The organism is Nonomuraea sp. NPDC003707 (assembly GCF_053587055.1).
This window is the reverse complement of sequence record NZ_JBSFNK010000011.1, coordinates 224743-240707: the sequence shown is the minus strand read 5'-3', so window position 1 is coordinate 240707 and position 15965 is coordinate 224743. Positions and strand designations below refer to the sequence as shown.

At 73.6% G+C, this 15965-nt stretch carries 11 protein-coding genes; 6 read left to right on the top strand and 5 right to left on the bottom strand.

The genetic code is table 11. The annotated features are described in order from the left end of the window. Positions 1–2: 2 nt before the first annotated feature. On the bottom strand, positions 3–1112 hold the full coding sequence (locus ACWDRB_RS28955) for a pyridoxal phosphate-dependent aminotransferase (protein WP_350735174.1): 1110 nt from the start codon (positions 1110–1112) through the stop codon (positions 3–5). A gap of 142 nt (positions 1113–1254) precedes the next feature. Next, a complete protein-coding gene (locus tag ACWDRB_RS28950; protein WP_449898799.1) occupies positions 1255–2343 on the bottom strand; it encodes a PP2C family protein-serine/threonine phosphatase in 1089 nt (362 codons plus the stop codon). Positions 2344–2657: 314 nt separating this feature from the next. On the opposite strand from ACWDRB_RS28950, the gene ACWDRB_RS28945 reads away from it, so the two are divergent. The 6 genes from ACWDRB_RS28945 to ACWDRB_RS28920 all read left to right on the top strand — a co-directional run bounded on the left by ACWDRB_RS28945 (position 2658) and on the right by ACWDRB_RS28920 (position 11740). After that, positions 2658–5357, top strand: a complete 2700-nt coding sequence (locus ACWDRB_RS28945) for a hypothetical protein (RefSeq protein WP_449898796.1) — start codon at positions 2658–2660, stop codon at positions 5355–5357. Beyond that, positions 5357–6832 carry a hypothetical protein gene (locus ACWDRB_RS28940; protein WP_449898794.1) on the top strand — a complete coding sequence of 492 codons (1476 nt, stop codon included), beginning with the start codon at positions 5357–5359 and terminating at the stop codon, positions 6830–6832. Before ACWDRB_RS28945 ends, ACWDRB_RS28940 begins: the two co-directional genes overlap by 1 nt. 132 nt (positions 6833–6964) lie before the next feature. Then, positions 6965–8710 carry an ABC transporter ATP-binding protein gene (locus ACWDRB_RS28935; protein WP_449898792.1) on the top strand — a complete coding sequence of 582 codons (1746 nt, stop codon included), beginning with the start codon at positions 6965–6967 and terminating at the stop codon, positions 8708–8710. Further along, positions 8707–10467, top strand: coding sequence for an ABC transporter ATP-binding protein (locus ACWDRB_RS28930; protein ID WP_449898790.1), 1761 nt, complete (start codon positions 8707–8709; stop codon positions 10465–10467). Before ACWDRB_RS28935 ends, ACWDRB_RS28930 begins: the two co-directional genes overlap by 4 nt. Before the next feature lie 56 nt (positions 10468–10523). Further along, positions 10524–11360, top strand: coding sequence for an NAD-dependent protein deacetylase (locus ACWDRB_RS28925; RefSeq protein ID WP_449898787.1), 837 nt, complete (start codon positions 10524–10526; stop codon positions 11358–11360). Between the two features lie 5 nt (positions 11361–11365). After that, positions 11366–11740, top strand: a complete 375-nt coding sequence (locus ACWDRB_RS28920; protein WP_350735188.1) for a YchJ family protein — start codon at positions 11366–11368, stop codon at positions 11738–11740. A 4-nt stretch (positions 11741–11744) separates the two neighbouring features. Here the strand turns inward: ACWDRB_RS28920 and ACWDRB_RS28915 are convergent, their stop codons facing one another. From ACWDRB_RS28915 to ACWDRB_RS28905, 3 genes are all read right to left on the bottom strand, one after another. Continuing rightward, a complete protein-coding gene (locus ACWDRB_RS28915; RefSeq protein ID WP_449898783.1) occupies positions 11745–12578 on the bottom strand; it encodes an SAM-dependent methyltransferase in 834 nt (277 codons plus the stop codon). Between the two features lie 152 nt (positions 12579–12730). Beyond that, the gene (locus ACWDRB_RS28910; protein ID WP_449898781.1) at positions 12731–13828 is read right to left on the bottom strand and encodes a glycoside hydrolase family 53 protein; all 1098 of its coding nucleotides are present in this window, start codon (positions 13826–13828) and stop codon (positions 12731–12733) included. Positions 13829–13838: 10 nt separating this feature from the next. Continuing rightward, a complete protein-coding gene (locus ACWDRB_RS28905) occupies positions 13839–15818 on the bottom strand; it encodes a beta-galactosidase (protein WP_449898778.1) in 1980 nt (659 codons plus the stop codon). Positions 15819–15965 lie beyond the last annotated feature (147 nt).

Below are 15965 nucleotides of genomic sequence, written 5' to 3'. Positions count from 1 at the left end.
TCTCAGGCCGACAGCGGGTTGACGTGCCGGTGGTGGACCCCGATGACGGGGATCTCGTGCAGGCTGCCGGAGTACAGGAACTGCGTCATGCCGATGAGCAGCCGCCGCACGTCGTCCTGCGGCCGCACGACCAGGCGGATGAACTGGCTGGTCGTGCCCAGCTTGTTGCCGCACTCGCGCACGTAAACGCCGTGCTCGGAGAGCAGGTGGTCGCGCAGTCCCACCCCGTCGTAGCCGGGCGGCAGCTTGATCAGCAGGAAGTTGCCCTGCGACGCGAACACCGACAGCCCCGGCATGGTGCTGAGCTGCTGGAACATGGCCCGCCTGTCCGCGCCCACCAGCCTGAGGCTGTTGTGGTACTCGCCCATGAACTGCCGCATCATGAACACGATGACCTCGGCGAACGAGTTGAGGTTCCACTTGGGCAGAGCGTCGCGCACCCGCCCGGCCAGCGCCGGGTTGGCGACCATGTAGCCGAACCGGATGCCGTGCAGGCCGAAGTTCTTGCCCAGGCTGCGCAGCACGATCACGTTCGGCCGGACCGCCGCCTCCGCCGCCAGCCCCGCGTCCGGCTCGCAGTCCACGAAGTCGCCGAACGACTCGTCCACGATCACCAGGTCGAGGTCGATGAGCTCGTCCAGCAGCTGCAGGACCTCGTGCTTGGGCAGGTAGCCGCCGTCGGGGTTGTTCGGGTTGCAGATCACCGCGACCCGGGAGCCGCGCATGCGGATGAACGAGACGTAGTCCTGCACGTCGAGGGTGAAGTTGCGGCTCTCCAGCAGCGGGTACATGTCCACCCGCTTGCCCGTCTCCAGCGGCTGGTCGGTCCAGCGCCCGAAGGTCGGGATGGGCACCGCGAGGCTCTCGCGCACCAGCAGGTGATCGATCCAGGTGATCAACTCGGTCGACCCGTTGCCCATGGCGACCGTCTTCGGGTGGAGCCCGAGCGTGGCGCAGAGCTCCGCGGTGATCGTGCCCGCGTCGCTCGGATAGAACTTGAGAATCGTCTCCAGGTTTCTCCCGAGATGCTCGAAGATCTCCGGGGTCGGGAAATATGGGTTGCACGGGATGCAGAAGTCAACCGGCGCGCGCTCTCCTGACGAGGCACGCATCAACGAAAAATACGACGGGCTGTGAGCCTGTGCCCGCAAGAGGCTGAGCTCCACGACACCTCCATGGACATGTCCGATGTGTGTAGGTACGCGTGGGTGGAGCGACCGGTTCATGACGGTGCGCGAGCCCGTTCCCGGCAGGTCAGGACTCGGACCGGCGTAGCGTGAGGATCGCGATGTCGTCGCGCGGCGCGGTCCTGGTGAACGCGCGGAGGTCCTCGCCGAGCGCCTGGGCGAGCCGGTCGGGAGGGTCGGGGGCCCAGCCCTCCAGGCGCTCCTCCAGCGGGTAGAAGGCGCCGCGGGGGTCGCGGGCCTCGGTGACGCCGTCGGTGCACAGCACCAGCGCCGCGCCGGGCGGGAACGCGAACCGCGCGCCGCCGCGCGGCCCGGGAGCGAGCGTGCCCACGCCGAGCGGCACGGACGGCTCCCCGAGGCTGACCTGCAGCGCGTCACCGCGGTGGATCATGTACGGGGCGATGTGCCCGCAGTTGACCGCCTCGACGTCCAGTTGCCGGCTGATGTCCAGCACCAGGGCGGTGACCAGGCGCTCGGGCTCCCCGGTGGTGGCGGCGAAGGTGTTCTGCCTGGCCACGGCGTTCTCCATCGCCTCCACGACCCCGGCCAGGGTCTCCTCCCGGTAGGCCGCCTCCCTGAACGAGCCCAGCACGGCCAGCGCGGTCCCGATGGCGGGCAGCCCCTTGCCCTGCACGTCGGCGATGAGCACCCGGGTGCCGTGGTGGGAGACGGCGACCTCGTACATGTCGCCGCCCACCATCGTGTCCTCCTCCACCGGCTGGTAGAGGCCGTCGATGACGACGTCGGCGGTGCGCAGCGGAAGCGGGCGCACGATCAGCTGCTGGAGGGCGGCCGCCGCCGAGCGCAGCCGGTGCACCTCCTCCTCGCGCCGCACCCGGTAGGCGCAGCCGAAGACGCTCAGCGCGCCGAACACGGCCGTGAACCCGGCGGCCAGCAGGTTGTCGTCCAGCTCGCCGCCCAGGTACGTGGTGACCCCCGCCGCCGCCAGGACCACCCACAGCGACGCGACGACCGTCTGCCGCACGGTGCCCAGCCCGGCCACGATCGCCGGGAGGAAGATCAGCAGCGGGAACAGCCGCACAGCCGTGCCCGAAAGGATGTCGAGCGCGGCCACCACCGCGGTGATGACGACGAGCCCGGCGACGAACGCCGGTGTCGAGAGATTCGGCTCTTTGCGTCGCCCGCCATCCGTCACGAGTCCTTCATCCCCCGTCATGGAACGGCGTAACGGCGGTTTTCTCGAACGTACGGAAGAAAACCGTGAAATGAGCGGCCGAATTCGGGCCGTCGCACCCGGATCTGGCCTCTGTGCAGGGCGGATAAGGGGATGAAAACCAGAAGTAAACGACTCTGCATCTTATGGCGGGATTTGCAGGTGTCGGTGGTCGGGGCGTCATGAATTGCTCATTGATTTCTCATCGACGGTCTCATTGACAAGCAAAGATGATCTTGTAAGCATTTTGAGTTAAGACGTGCCGGGTGTAATTCCGCGCGAGAAGGGGTGGCCGTGTGAGCGAGCAGGACTGGACTTTGCTGCCGGCCGTGACCGTCCGGAGCGCGGGCTTCGCCTGGGAGCTCGTCCGATCCCTGGCCTACCCGCGGGCCGCGGCGGCGGCCGCCGAGGTCGTCCGGCTGGAGCGGCGGGCGCTCGACCTGCTCGCCGAGGCCCCGGCCCACCGAGCCCCGGCCGAGGGGCCGGCCCGCCGTGCCCCTGCCGAGGCCCCGGCCCGCCGCGCCTCGGCCGAGGACCCCCGTCCGGCCCGCAGCGCCGTAGGCGGGGACGCCCGTTCCGCACGCGGGACGGGCAGCGGGCGGCTGCCGCGTGGTCTGCGCAGCCGCCTGCGTGACCTGCGCCCGCTCCCGGGCGACACGCCCGCGCCCGCCGGCTGGCTCGCCGCCTGGAACGAGGTGACCGGGTCGCTGGAGGACGCCCGGCTCGCCCTGGCGGGCACGACGGCCGCCGACGCGGCGCTCGCCCGCGCGGCCGTGGCCGGGATCGCGGCCGACGAGCGCTTCCTCGACGCCCTCGTGCGTTCGGCGCCCGGCCTCTACCGCGACCTGCGGCGCGGCGTCGCCAAGGGCGGCCGGCTGCGGCGCCTGGTCGGCTCGGTCCTGCAGGGGCTCTGCGCCACGTGCTCCTTCGGGCCGCTCGGCCACGGCCGCGTCGAGCCCGCGGCGGCCGGCGGCCACACCTGGTCGGGCCACCGGGAGCGGCCGCGGCGGGTCGCGTACCCGGCCGGCTGGGTGGGCGAGTCGCTCCAGCAGCGCGTCCTGGCCGACCCGGCGCTCGTGGCGGGGCTGGTGCCGCGCCGCCGGACCTGGACGGGCGCCGTGCCGGACGCCGTGCCCGACGCGGCGCCGTTCGTCGCGCTGTGCGACGGGAGCCGGACACTGGCCGAGATCGCCGCCGAGTCGGGGACGGAGCTGGAGCAGGCCGCGGCGGCCCTGGCGGTGGCGGTGCGCCGCGGGCTGCTCACCCACGATCTCTGCCCGCCGGCCACGGTCTCCGACCCGCTCTCCTGGCTACGCGAACGCCTCCCCGCCGAAACCCCCCGCCCGGACGCCCACCGCCGGGACGTCCCGCGCTCGGACGCCCTGCGCTCGGATGTCCCGCGCCCGGACGCCCATCGCCCAGACGCTCCCCGCTCGGAGGCTCCCCGTCCGGACGCCCACCGTTCGGGTGGCGACCTGCCGGTGGGGCGGCGCGTGCGGGAGATCACCGAGCTGCTCGCCCAGTATCCCGCCGCCTCTCCCGACGTGAAGCTGGCCCTGCAGCGGCGGGTCGAGACGCTGGCCGGCAGCGGGCGGGCGCACGACGACCGGCCCGGCGACCGGCCCGGCGACGACCGCGCGGTCGTGCACGAGGCCGCGGCCGGCACGCTCCGGGTGACCGTCGGCGAAGGGCTGGCGGCCGACCTGGAAGGCCGCGTGCCCCAGGTGCTCGACCTGCTCGCCGCCGACGCCGAGCTGACCAGGCAGCGCACCAACCGGCTGCTCGCCGGCCGGCTCGGCGCGGGCACGTTCGGGCTGGCCGAGGTGCTGGGGGCGACCGGCGACCTGGAGATCCGCCACGGCGACCGCCTCGCCGAGCGGATCGCCGCGATCGTGCGCGCCGCCCCGCCCGGCGCCGCCACCGTCGACCTCGCGGGCCTGCTGGACGACCCCGAGCCGCCGGCCGCGCCCGTGCTCTGCTCGGCCGACGTCATGGTGGCCGCGCCGTCGCTGGAGGCGTACGAGCCGGGGCTGACCCCGCTGGTCCTCGGCGACCTCCACGACGTCGCGCTGCTGACGCCGTGGGCCCTGCAGTTCCACCCCGACGGCGCCGCGCTCGTCGCCGAGCGGGACGCGGCGATCGTGCGGGCGCTCGGCGGCCACACCGCGCTCAACGTCATCTCGCGCCGCACCACCGGCCGGCCGCCGCTGGAGTTCCCCGGGCCGGTGCTGGAGCTGGGCGGCGTGACGGCCGACGGCGGGCGGCGCCGGATCGGGCTCGACGAGCTGTACGTGCACAGCGACGGGCGCCGGGCCGTCCTGCGGGCCAAGGGGGTGGACGGGCCGCTGCTGCTGCACAACGGCGAGCACGACGACACGGCGCTGCACACGGCGCTCGCCCTGCCCAGGGTTCGCCGGCCGGACCTGCGGCACCTCTCCCGGGTGCCCCGGCTGACCTGGGACAACGTGGTCATCTCGCGGCGCGCGTGGCGCGTGGGGCGGGCGTCGTTCGAGGCGCTCGGGCAGGCGGTCGGGGATCGCGAGCTGCTGGTCGCGATGGCGCGGCTGCGGGAGACGCACGACCTGCCCGTGACGTTCTTCGCCGCGTCCCCCCGCGAACGCCGGCCGATCCACGTGGACACCCGCTCGCCCGCGCTCGTCGAGGGGCTGGGCCGGCTGGCGGCCACGGCCGAACGGCTCACGCTGACGGAGACCCTGCCGGGGCCGGAGGAGTGCTGGCTGCGCGACGGCGGGCTCCGGTTCGCCGCCGAGCTCCGCTGCGTCTACCTGCGCCCGGCCGGCCGCAGCCCGGCGTCCCGGCCGAAGCCGGAGGTGACCGGCACCTGCTCCCCGGCGCCGGCGACGCGTTCGCGGGCGGTCGCCCGCTATCCGGGACCGGCGGACGTGCGCGCGGACTCGTGCTCGCGGGTGGCCGACCCGGTGGCCCCGGGCGCGCGGGCGGCGCATCCGTACCCGTGGCAGGGGGAGTGTCGCTGATGGAGCTGCTCGTCGTCCCGCCGCTCACCGACTTCACCACCGAGGTCGTGCCGCCCCCCGGAGCCGAGGTGCTCGACCTCAACGAACACGTCGTGGAACGCCTCGCCGACCCGTCCCGGCTGCGGGCCGCCGCCGAACGGCTCGACGGCGGGCCGCTCGCGGCGCTGCTCGAGCGGGCGGCGGCGGCCGTCCTGGAACGGCAGGCGTTCGACGACGCCCGCCTCAGAGCGGTGGGCACCGCGCTGCGGCTGGCGGCCGACCCCGCGGTCCGGCTCAGCATCGACGACCTGGAGCTGGCCGAGGGCAGCATGCAGAGCAGCAGGGACGTGCTCGGCGCGGCCGGGCGGTGCGAGGTGTTCCGGCCCGAGGTCGAGCTGGCCGCGGAGGTCGCCGGCGGGCGGCGGGCGCACGTCGCGCTGGACGGCGCCCGGCAGCTTCCCGCGGCGTTCGCGCTGGTGGGAGCGCTGGGAGCGGGGTGGGTGACGCTGTGCGGGCGGCTCGTGGCCGAGCACGGCACGGCGCTGCGGCGCGTGCCGGAGCTGGCCGGGGTCGAGTTCTCGGCGTGGTCGCCCGAACGGGTGATCCGCCCCTTGTGGCGCGCCGGCAAAGGGAAGGACACTGACGCCGGGCCCGTCGAGGGGGCACGGTCGCGGGACGCCTCGGACACCCGGCCGGGGAAGCAGGTGCGCTGGGTGACCGGGGCGTGCCGTCCGCCCGCGGGCGGGCCGTGGGCCGGATGGCTCGACGCGGAGCGGGTGGCCGCCTTCCCCGGGGACGTCCTGGCGCGCTGCCGCGGCCTGACGATCGCCGTGACGCGGATCGACTTCCTGGCCGCCGTGACCGGCCTGAACGGGTGGACCGTCAACCTGCGGCGGCTGCTGGCCGCGATCCCGCCGGGCGTGCCGGTGACGTGCGAGCTGGTGCTGGGCGCGCCAGGCGTGGCCGCGGGCGCCGCGGGGGAGTCCGTCGAGCTGCTGGCGGCTGGCGCCGGCGGGGTCCGGCTGGCCGGGCTGCGGCCGTACCGGATGGCGATCCGCTCGGAGTGGGCCGGGCAGAGCGTGCGCTTCCCGCCGGAGGCCGGGGACGACCTGGTCAGGTGGGTGGAGTTCGACGCGCCCGACACGATGCGGGCCTACGAGGTCACCCGCATGATCAAGGAGTGGCTGGAGCGGCTTCCCGGGCTGCCGCCGGGGCGCCTGGCCGCCTGTTCCGTGTCCGGCGCGGAGTCCGTTCCCGGATGGGACCCGTGCGTGCAGGTGGTGGCCGGCGGCGCCGGGCCCGACGGGTGCGGGCCCGGGACGTTCGCGGTGAGCCTGCGGTCAGGGCGGTCGTTCCGGCTCAACCCGTACCAGGTCGTGCCCGTCTCCCGGCTGGCCGCCGACGACCCGCACGCCCTCGACTGCCTCCCGGGCCCCGCCCGCGCGCGGCTGACCGACGGGCTGGCGCGGGCCGGGGTGCTGAGGGGGAGCGGGTAAACCGGTTGCCCCGGCCCGCGCGGGGCTGCTGTACTCCCGGGAGCGAGCCCATCGGATCAAGGAGGTCGGCGATGAGGACAACGTTCATGTCCCGCCAGAGCAATGAGACCTCCTATCCAAAGGGCATGACGTTTGTCATCGAGATCATTCGACCAACGGATTCCACCGCATAACACCTCCGTCCTGCGTCTGCTGCGCCCAGGACCCCGCCGGAGCGCCGCGCTCGTCGCGGCCATAGCCGCCGCCACCGCGCTCCCGCTCGCGGCGCCGCAGATCACCCGCCGCTTCGTGGACGACGCGATCGGCGGCGCGAGCATCAGACAGCTGACCCTGATCGCCGTCGGCTACCTGGCGCTGGCCGTCGCCGGCCAGGCCGCCCGGCTCGTCACCGCGTGGCTGGCCGGCCGTCTGGCCTGGGACGGCACCAACCGCCTGCGCGAGCGCCTCGCCCGGCACGCGCTCGGCCTGGACCTGGGCTTCCACGGCCGGCACACGCCCGGCGAGATGATCGAACGCGTGGACGGCGACGTCGTGGCCGTGGCCGACTTCGTCGTCGCGTTCCTCATGGACGTCGTGGCCAGCGTGCTGCTCCTGGCCGGGGTGGTCGTCATCGTGTTCGGCGTCGACTGGCGCATCGGCTGCGCGCTGCTGGTCTACTGCCTGCTCATCGGGTGGGGGATGGCCCGCGCCCAGCGGCTGGCCGTCCCGGCCGCCGCCCGGTCACGCGCGGCGAGCGCGCGGCTGTTCGGCATGCTGGAGGAGCGGCTGGCCGGAGCCGAGGACCTGCGGGCCAACGGCGCCGGCGAGCACACCGTACGCCGCTTCCACCAGGTCAGCGCCGCCCTCTACCGCGCCGAGGTCAGGGACGCGCGCATCGGGACCACGCTGCTGGCGGGCACGTCGGTGGCGTTCGCCGCGGGCACCGCGATCATGCTCGGGCTCGCCGCCTGGGCGCTGCGGTCGGGGACGCTCACGGTCGGCACCGCCGTGCTGATCTTCCAGTACACGCTGATGGTACGGACGCCGTTCGAGCGGCTCATCGACCAGATCAGGCAGTACCAGGCGGCGCTGGCCGGTCTGGCCCGCATCGCGGACCTGCTGGCCGAGCGGCGCACGCTGCCCGAGGGCACCCGGCCCCTGCCCGCGACCGGCCCGCTCGGCCTGCGCCTGGACGGCGTCGGCTTCGCCTACCCCGGCGACGACGAGCAGGTGCTGTCGGGCGTCACCCTCACGCTGGCCCCCGGCGAGACGCTCGGCCTGGTGGGGCGCACCGGCAGCGGCAAGACCACGCTCGCCCGCCTGGCGCTGCGCCTGTACGACCCGACCGAGGGCGCCGTCCGGGTCGGCGGGCTGGACCTGCGTGAGGCCGACCAGGCGTCCCTGCGAACGCGGATCGGCGTGGTCACGCAGGACGTGCAGCTCTTCGCGGCGAGCCTGCGCGACAACCTGACGCTCTTCCGGCCGTCCCCTGGGGACGCGCGGCTGCGGGAGGTCCTCCACGGCGTCGGGCTGGGCGACTGGCTGGCCGGACTGCCCGGCGGGCTCGACACCGAGCTGCGCGAGGTGTCGGCGGGGGAGGCGCAGCTCATCGCGTTCGCCCGCGCGTTCCTCGCCGACCCCGGGCTCGTCGTGCTCGACGAGGCGTCCAGCAGGCTCGACCCCGCCACCGAACGCCGCATCGAGCGGAGCATCGACCGCCTGCTCGACGGCCGGACCGGCGTGATCATCGCGCACCGCCTGTCCTCGCTGTCGCGCGTGGACAAGATAGCCGTGCTCGACCACGGCAAGATCGTCGAGTACGGCCGCCGCGCCGACCTCGCCGCCGCCCCCGGCAGCAGGTTCGGGCGCCTGCTCGACCTGGCGGGGGTGAGCCGGTGAAGCCGGTCATGCTGGTGGCCACCAGGCTGGCCACGTTCGACTTCCGCCGATACCTCGTCGGCGCGCTGCTCTGGCTGCCCGTCCACGTGATCCCGCTGGCGAGCGGGCTCGTCCTGCAGCGGATCTTCGACGGGCTCGGCGGCGACCTGGGCTGGGCGCTGTGGTTGTGCGCGGCGTTCGTGGGCGTGGAGGTCGCCCGGGGCCTGATGATCGTCATCGCGTGGACGTACGGGGTCTACTGGTGGGCCGCGGCGGCCACCCTGCTGCGCGCCAACACCCTGCGCTCCGTCCTGACCGCCCGCGGCCCCGCCTCGGCGCGGCTGCCGCACTCGCCCGGCGAGTCCGTCGCCCGCCTGCGGGACGACGTGGCCGACGCGGTCGACTTCACCGACGAGAGCGTCAGCCTGGCCGGGACGACGCTCTTCGCCGTCGCCGCGCTGGCGATCATGGCGTCCGTCGATCCGGTCATCACGGTGGCGCTGGTGCTGCCGATGGTCGCGATCGGCGTGCTGAGCAGGCTCATGCGGCAGACCATCGGGCGGCTGCACCAGCGGGCCAGGACGCTCGGGGCGGCCGTCACGGCGTACGTGGGCGAGATCTTCGGCGGCGTGCTCGCGATCAAGACCGCGGGAGCCGAGGAGGCGGCGCTGGAGCGGCTGCGCGAGCACAACCGGCGGCGGCGCGCGGCCGCCGTCAAGGACCGCCTGGCCACCGACCTGCTGGACGCCACGACCGGCGCGACCGTCGAGCTCAGCATCGGGCTCGTCCTGCTCCTGGCCGCCCCCGCGATGCGCGGCGGCGAGTTCACTGTGGGCGACCTCGCGCTGTTCACCAGCTACGTCGGCTGGCTCACGGCTCTTCCCCGGTCGATCGGCACCGTCCTCTACCGCCTGCCGCAGGCCGCGGTCGCCACCGACCGGCTCACCCGGCTGATGGCGCCGCACGAGAGCGCCGGCGACCTGTCGCGCGGCGCCGACGTCTGGCTGCGCCGCGACCCACCGGCCGTCGCGGCCGTGCCCCCGCACCCGGGCCCGCTCCGGGTGCTGGAGGTTCGCGGGCTGAGCGCGGGCGGGGTGCGGGGGATCGACCTGCGCGTCGAGCGCGGCTCGTTCACGGTCGTGACGGGCGCGGTCGGCTCGGGCAAGACCACCCTGGTACGCGCCCTGCTCGGCCTCCTGCCGCTGGACGAGGGCACGATCTCGTGGAACGGCGTGCCCGTCGGCGACCCGGGCACGTTCCTCGTCCCCGGCCGGGCGGCGTACGCGAGCCAGGTGCCGAGGCTGTTCTCCGAGACCCTGCGCGAGAACCTGCTCCTCGGCCGGCCCGCGACCGACGCCGAGATCGGGCGGGCGCTGGAGCTGGCCGCGTTCGAGCCGGACCTGGCCGCGATGCCCGACGGGCTCGACACGGTGGTGGGGCCGCGCGGGGTGCGGCTGTCCGGCGGGCAGGTGCAGCGGGCCACCGCGGCCCGCGCCCTCGTACGCGACCCGGACCTGCTGGTCGTGGACGACCTGTCGTCCGCGCTCGACGTCGAGACCGAGCGGCTCCTGTGGGAGCGGATCGCCGGCCACGGCACCCTGCTGGTCGTCTCCCACCGGCAGGCCGCGCTCGAACGCGCCGACCAGATCGTGGTGCTCGACGGCGGCCTGGTCGCGGGGCGCGGGCGGCTCGGCGAGCTGCTGGAGAGCTGCCCGGAGATGCGGCGGCTGTGGAGCGCCGAGCGGATCGCCGAGGCCGAGGAACGCACGGGCGACTGAGCGTGACCCGCCCGTCCCCAGAGCCGGGGGACGGGCGGGCGCGGAGATCGGGCACCATGGAGGGTGTGACAGTGACACGACTGGCCGAGCTGGTCGCGGGCGGAGGCGTGGCGGTGCTCAGCGGAGCGGGCCTGTCGACCGAGTCCGGCATCCCCGACTACCGGGGGCCGACCGGCCGGGCCCGGCGCGCGGAGCCGATGACATACCAGCGCTTCGTCGGCAGCGCGCAGGCGCGGCAGCGATACTGGGCGCGCAGCCACGTCGGCTGGCGGGAGATCGGCCAGGCCCGGCCCAACGCCGGCCATCAGGCGGTGGCCGAGCTGGAGCGGCGCGGGCTGCTCGCCGGCATCGTCACCCAGAACGTCGACGGCCTGCACCAGGCCGCCGGGGCGCGGCGGGTGATCGAGCTGCACGGCGGGCTCGACCGGGTGGTGTGCCTGTCGTGCCGCGAGCGCACGCCCCGCGCCGAGCTGGAGCGGCGGCTGCGGGCCGCCAACCCCGCCTGGGAGGCCGCCGCCGCCCGGATCAACCCCGACGGCGACGCCGTGCTCACCGACGCGCAGGTCACCGGGTTCCAGATGGTCGACTGCGTGGCGTGCGGCGGGGTGCTCAAGCCCGACGTGGTGTTCTTCGGCGAGAACGTTCCCCGGCCCCGCGTGGACGAATGCTTCGCCCTGGTGGCGGGCGCGAGCCTGCTGCTGGTGCTGGGGTCGTCGTTGACGGTCAGGTCGGGGCTGCGGTTCGTCACCAAGGCCGCCTCGCTCGGCATCCCCATCGCCATCGTCAACCAGGGGGAGACCGGCGGCGACGCCGACGCCTCGCTCACCCTGGACGCCCCGCTCGGCCCCACGCTGACCGAGCTCACGACCCGGCTGCCGGTCCCGGCACAATAGGGGTCATGCCTCGTACATGCCCGTGCGGCCTGCCCGCCTCCTACCAGGACTGCTGCGGCAGGCTCCATCGGGGCGAGGCGGCGGCCGCCACCGCCGAGCAGCTCATGCGGTCCAGATACAGCGCGTTCGGCGTGGGAGACGCCGCCTACCTGCTGCGCACCTGGCATCCGTCCGCCCGCCCGGCCCGGCTCGACCTCGACAGGAAGACGCGCTGGGTGCGGCTGGAGGTGCTGGAGACGACCGGCGGCAGCGTCGTCCACACCGAGGGCACGGTGCGCTTCCGCGCCCACTACGTCGAACGCGGCAATCCGGGGGAGATGGAGGAGAACAGCAGGTTCGTCCGTTTCGAGGGTCGCTGGGTGTACGCGGGCGCGCTGTAATCCCTCATCGGGGCTTGCGCGCGACGGCGCCGGCCAGCGTGTGACGGGACAGGCCGGGCCAGGCGAGGTCGCCGGAGGCGGGCCGCCATTCCGGCAGCGGCACGAGCCCGGGCTCCAGCAGCTCCAGGCCGTCGAAGCAGGCGAGGATCTCCTCACGGGTGCGCCACCGGCCGGTGCCCAGGGTCTCGTTGAACAGCTTCTCGGCGCCGTACGCCTGGGCGGACGCCTCGGGGTGCTCCGTGCCCGGGTCGTAGAAGTGGGAGACGGCCAGGTGGCTGCCGGCCGGAAGGCGGGCCATCAGGCGGGCGGCGATCCCGGCCGGGTCCTCGTGGTCGGCCAGGTGATGCAGGATGCCGAACATCAGCAGCCCCACCGGCTCGCCGAAGTCGATGAGGCGCCTGGTCTCCGGGTCGTCGAGGACCGCGTCCGGGTCCCTGACATCGGCCTCGACGACCGTGGTGTCGTCGTTCACGGCCAGCAGCGCGCGGCCGTGGACGAGCACGATCGGGTCGTGGTCGACGTAGACGACCCGGCTGCCGGGGGCGGCCGACTGGGCGATCTGGTGGACGTTGTCCCGCGTGGGCAGCCCGGAGCCGAGGTCCAGGAACTGGCGCAGCCCGGCCTGTGCCGCCAGGAACCTGACCACCCGCCCGAGGAACTCCCGGTTCGCCCGCGCCGCCTCCGGCGCGTCCGGGACGATCTCCAGCGTCCGCAGCGCCATCTCGCGGTCGGCCTCGTAGTTGTCCTTGCCGCCGAGCATGAAGTCGTAGACACGGGAGACGTTGGGCCTGGAGGTGTCGATTCCGCGCGGCGCGCGCTCCGGCCGGCGGTCGACCATGGGGCTCCTTCGGGTACGCACCGTGGTGCGGAGGTGGCGTAAAGCGATCATAGTGTCGCGGTAAGCCAGATTTCCGCAATTTCGGTAAATGCCGGTCAGGATTCCGTGTCAGGCTCGGCTCGGCAGCTCCGGGGACGGGTGCGTGCGGGAAGTCAGGCGTGGCCGAGGACGCGCATGGCGGGCAGGGCGCGGTCGGCGTAGTCGAACAGGGCCTGGTTCTCCCAGCCGTTGCCCGACGACGGGTCCGCCGGGTCCCAGCCGTTGCCCTTGACGCCGGTCCAGGTCGCCTCCCAGGTGAACAGGCCGAGGCCCAGCCCGTCCGGGACCTGCCGGACGATGTCGGCGACCTTGGCCAGCATCGCGGCCTGGCCCTGCGGGGTCGCCGGGTAGCCGGGGTACGGCTCCGACGAGACGATGATGTTCGGCCAGCCGTCGTCGTCCTCCGTCGTGAACGGGTACGCCGTCTCCACCACGACCACCGGCCGCCCGTAACGGGTGGCCACGTCGTTGATGTTGGCCTGGAACGTCTCCAGGGTCCCGTGCCAGTACGGGTAGTACGACAGCCCGATCACGTCGTACCGGATGCCGTGGGCGGCGGCGTTGTCGAACCACCACCGGTACAGCCCGTTGTCGCCCCCGTTCGCCAGGTGCAGCACGACCTTGGTCGCGCGCGAGACCCGCTTGACCGCGTCGTACCCGGCGTTCAGCAGGCAGGCGGTGCTCGGCCAGTCGGCGTTGGAGCCGTCCGGCCAGAGCAGGCCGCCGTTGATCTCGTTGCCCACCTGCACCATGTCCGCCGTCGTGCCCTGGCGGCGCAGGGCGGCGAGCACGTCGTACGTGTGGTCGTACACGGCCTGCGCGAGCCGGTCGAGCGTGAGCGACTCCCAGGCGGCGGGCTTGAACTGCTTGCCCGGGTCAGCCCAGGTGTCGGAGTAGTGGAAGTCCACCAGGAGCTTCATGCCCTGCGCCTTGGCCCGCTTGGCGACCGGGAGGATCCGCGCCTTGGTGTTGTAGCCGTCGGCCGGGTTCACCCAGACCTTGAGCCGGATGTAGTTGAGCCCGGCGTCCGACAGGATGCGCAGCGCGTCGCCCTCGCGGCCGCGGGCGTCGCGGTAGACGCCGCCGTACGCCTCCGACTTGGCGAGGCTGGAGACGTCCGCGCCCCTGATCCGCAGCACCCCCGCCTGGGCCGGGTGCGCGACGGTCAGGGACGCGAGCACTAACAGGAGCGTGGTCAGGATGCGTTTCATCGAGGTCTCCCTAGGGGGTGGTGGCGATGACCGTGACCGCGCCGGGCGCGACGGTGACCGATCCTTCGTGCCGTACGCCGTCGAACACGCTGGTCCCGGACACCCCCTCGACCGTCACGGGCTCGTCGCCGTGGTTGATCAGGAAGACGTGGCCGCCCCGGCGGACGAGTTCGAGGGTGTCGGGGAGGCCGCGCGGCCGGGACACGTCCGCGTGGTCGAGCACCTGGCCGAGGAGCTCGCGCAAGCCGGTGGCGGGTGCGGTGGCGAGGTACCAGGCGGATCCGGCGCCCAGGTCGTGGCGGGTGACGGCGGGGTGTCCCGCGTCGGGTCCGGTGGCGAAGTCGCGTACGGCGACCGCGCCCGCCGGGTGGATCCGCTCGGACCAGATCCGGGCCGTGCCGCCGCCCGCCAGCGTCACCGTCTCGTGCTCGCGCAGCGGGTGGAACTCCTCGATCGACAGGCCCAGGAGCTCGCGCAGCGCGCCGGGGTGGGCACCCGGGTGGATGGTGTCGTGCTCGTCCACGATGCCGGAGAAGTAGGAGACGAGCAGGTTGCCGCCCGCCTCCACGTACCGGTGGAGGTTCTTGGCGGACGCCTCGGTCAGCAGGTACGAGCTGGGCGCCACCACCAGCCGATATCCCGAAATATCGGCGGAAGGGTGGACGAAGTCCACCGTGACGTGCTCCCGCCACAGCGCCTCGTAGAAGGCGTCCATCCGCTCCCTGAACGTCAGGTCCACCGACGGCCGCCAGTCCAGCTCCAGCGCCCAGTACGACTCCCAGTCCCAGACCACCGCCACCTCGGCCGGCACCCGGCTGCCCCGCAGCCCGGCCAGCCCGCGCAGGTCGGCGCCCAGCCGGACCACCTCGCGCCACTGCTCGGAGCCGGTCCCCGCGTGCGGCACCATCCCCGAGTGGAACTTCTCGGCCCCGAACCTCGAGGCCCTGAACTGGAAGAACAGCACGCTGTCCGAGCCGCGGGCCACATGCGCCAGGCTGTTGCGGCGCATCTCGCCGGGGCGCTTGGCGATGTTGCGCGGCTGCCAGTTGACCGCCCCAGCCGAGTGCTCCATGAGCATCCACGGCGCGCCGCCCGCCACCGAGCGGGCCAGGTCGGCGGACATGGCCAGGTCGATGTGGTTGTCCGGCCGCTCGGCCCGCAGGTAGTGGTCGTTGGCGACCACGTCCAGCTCGCGGGCCCACTGCCACAGGTCGGTGGACTTGCAGTTCACGGTGCCGGCGAAGTTCGTGGTCACGGGGATGCCGGGGGTGAGCTCGTGCAGGATGTCGCGCTGGAGCGCGTAGTGCTCGCGGTGCTGGCCGTCGCTGAAGCGGGCGTAGTCGAGGCGCTGGGCCGGGTTGACGACCGTGTGGTTGAACCGGGGGGCGTCGATCTCCGCCCAGTCGGTGTACGTCTGGCCCCAGAACGTGGCGCCCCAGGCCTCGTTCAATGCGGAAACATCCCGGTAGGTGGCTTTCAGCCAGCCGTGCCAGGCCGCCACGCTGTGCTCGCAGTAGCACTCGCCGAGCGGCGCCCCGTACTCGTTGTGCACGTGCCACATGACCACGGCCGGGTGCCCGCGGTAGTGCTCGGCCAGCGCGCGCACCAGCCGCACGGTCGCCTCGCGGAAGGCCGGGGCGCTGGAGCAGGCGCTCTGCCTGCCGCCGAACCCGATCCGCGTCCCCTCCCTGGTCACCGGCAGCACGTCCGGATATTTCCGGATGAACCAGGCGGGCGGGGCGGCGGTCGGCGTGGCCAGGTCGACGGCGACCCCCGCCTCGTGCAGCCGGTCGACGATCTCGTCCAGCCAGCCGAACTCGTAGCGCCCCTCCGCGGGCTCCATCAGCGCCCACGAGAACAGGCCCAGGCTGACCAGGTTGACCCCGGCCTCGCGCATCAGGGCCACGTCCTCCTCCAGGATCTCGCGTGGCCACTGCTCCGGGTTGTAGTCGCCGCCAAAGGCGATGCCGGCAGGACGCTCCGGATACATCCATCCCCCTAGAGAAGCTCTTCTGTGAACGTGCACAGTAGCGCCCACCCGGTCTCCCCGGGAACAGCCGCCCTGACTTATCCCGATAATGGCTGATTAACGAGAGCATAACGACCCCTTGACTGGCGTTTCGCGCCTGTTTCACTC

Coding starts and splice junctions, on each gene's coding strand:
- ACWDRB_RS28955 (WP_350735174.1), bottom strand. CDS start 1,112: ATGCGTGCCTCGTCAGGAGAGCGCGCGCCGGTTGACTTCTGCATCCCG.
- ACWDRB_RS28940 (WP_449898794.1), top strand. CDS start 5,357: ATGGAGCTGCTCGTCGTCCCGCCGCTCACCGACTTCACCACCGAGGTC.
- ACWDRB_RS28925 (WP_449898787.1), top strand. CDS start 10,524: ATGGAGGGTGTGACAGTGACACGACTGGCCGAGCTGGTCGCGGGCGGA.
- ACWDRB_RS28920 (WP_350735188.1), top strand. CDS start 11,366: ATGCCTCGTACATGCCCGTGCGGCCTGCCCGCCTCCTACCAGGACTGC.
- ACWDRB_RS28915 (WP_449898783.1), bottom strand. CDS start 12,578: ATGGTCGACCGCCGGCCGGAGCGCGCGCCGCGCGGAATCGACACCTCC.
- ACWDRB_RS28910 (WP_449898781.1), bottom strand. CDS start 13,828: ATGAAACGCATCCTGACCACGCTCCTGTTAGTGCTCGCGTCCCTGACC.
- ACWDRB_RS28905 (WP_449898778.1), bottom strand. CDS start 15,818: ATGTATCCGGAGCGTCCTGCCGGCATCGCCTTTGGCGGCGACTACAAC.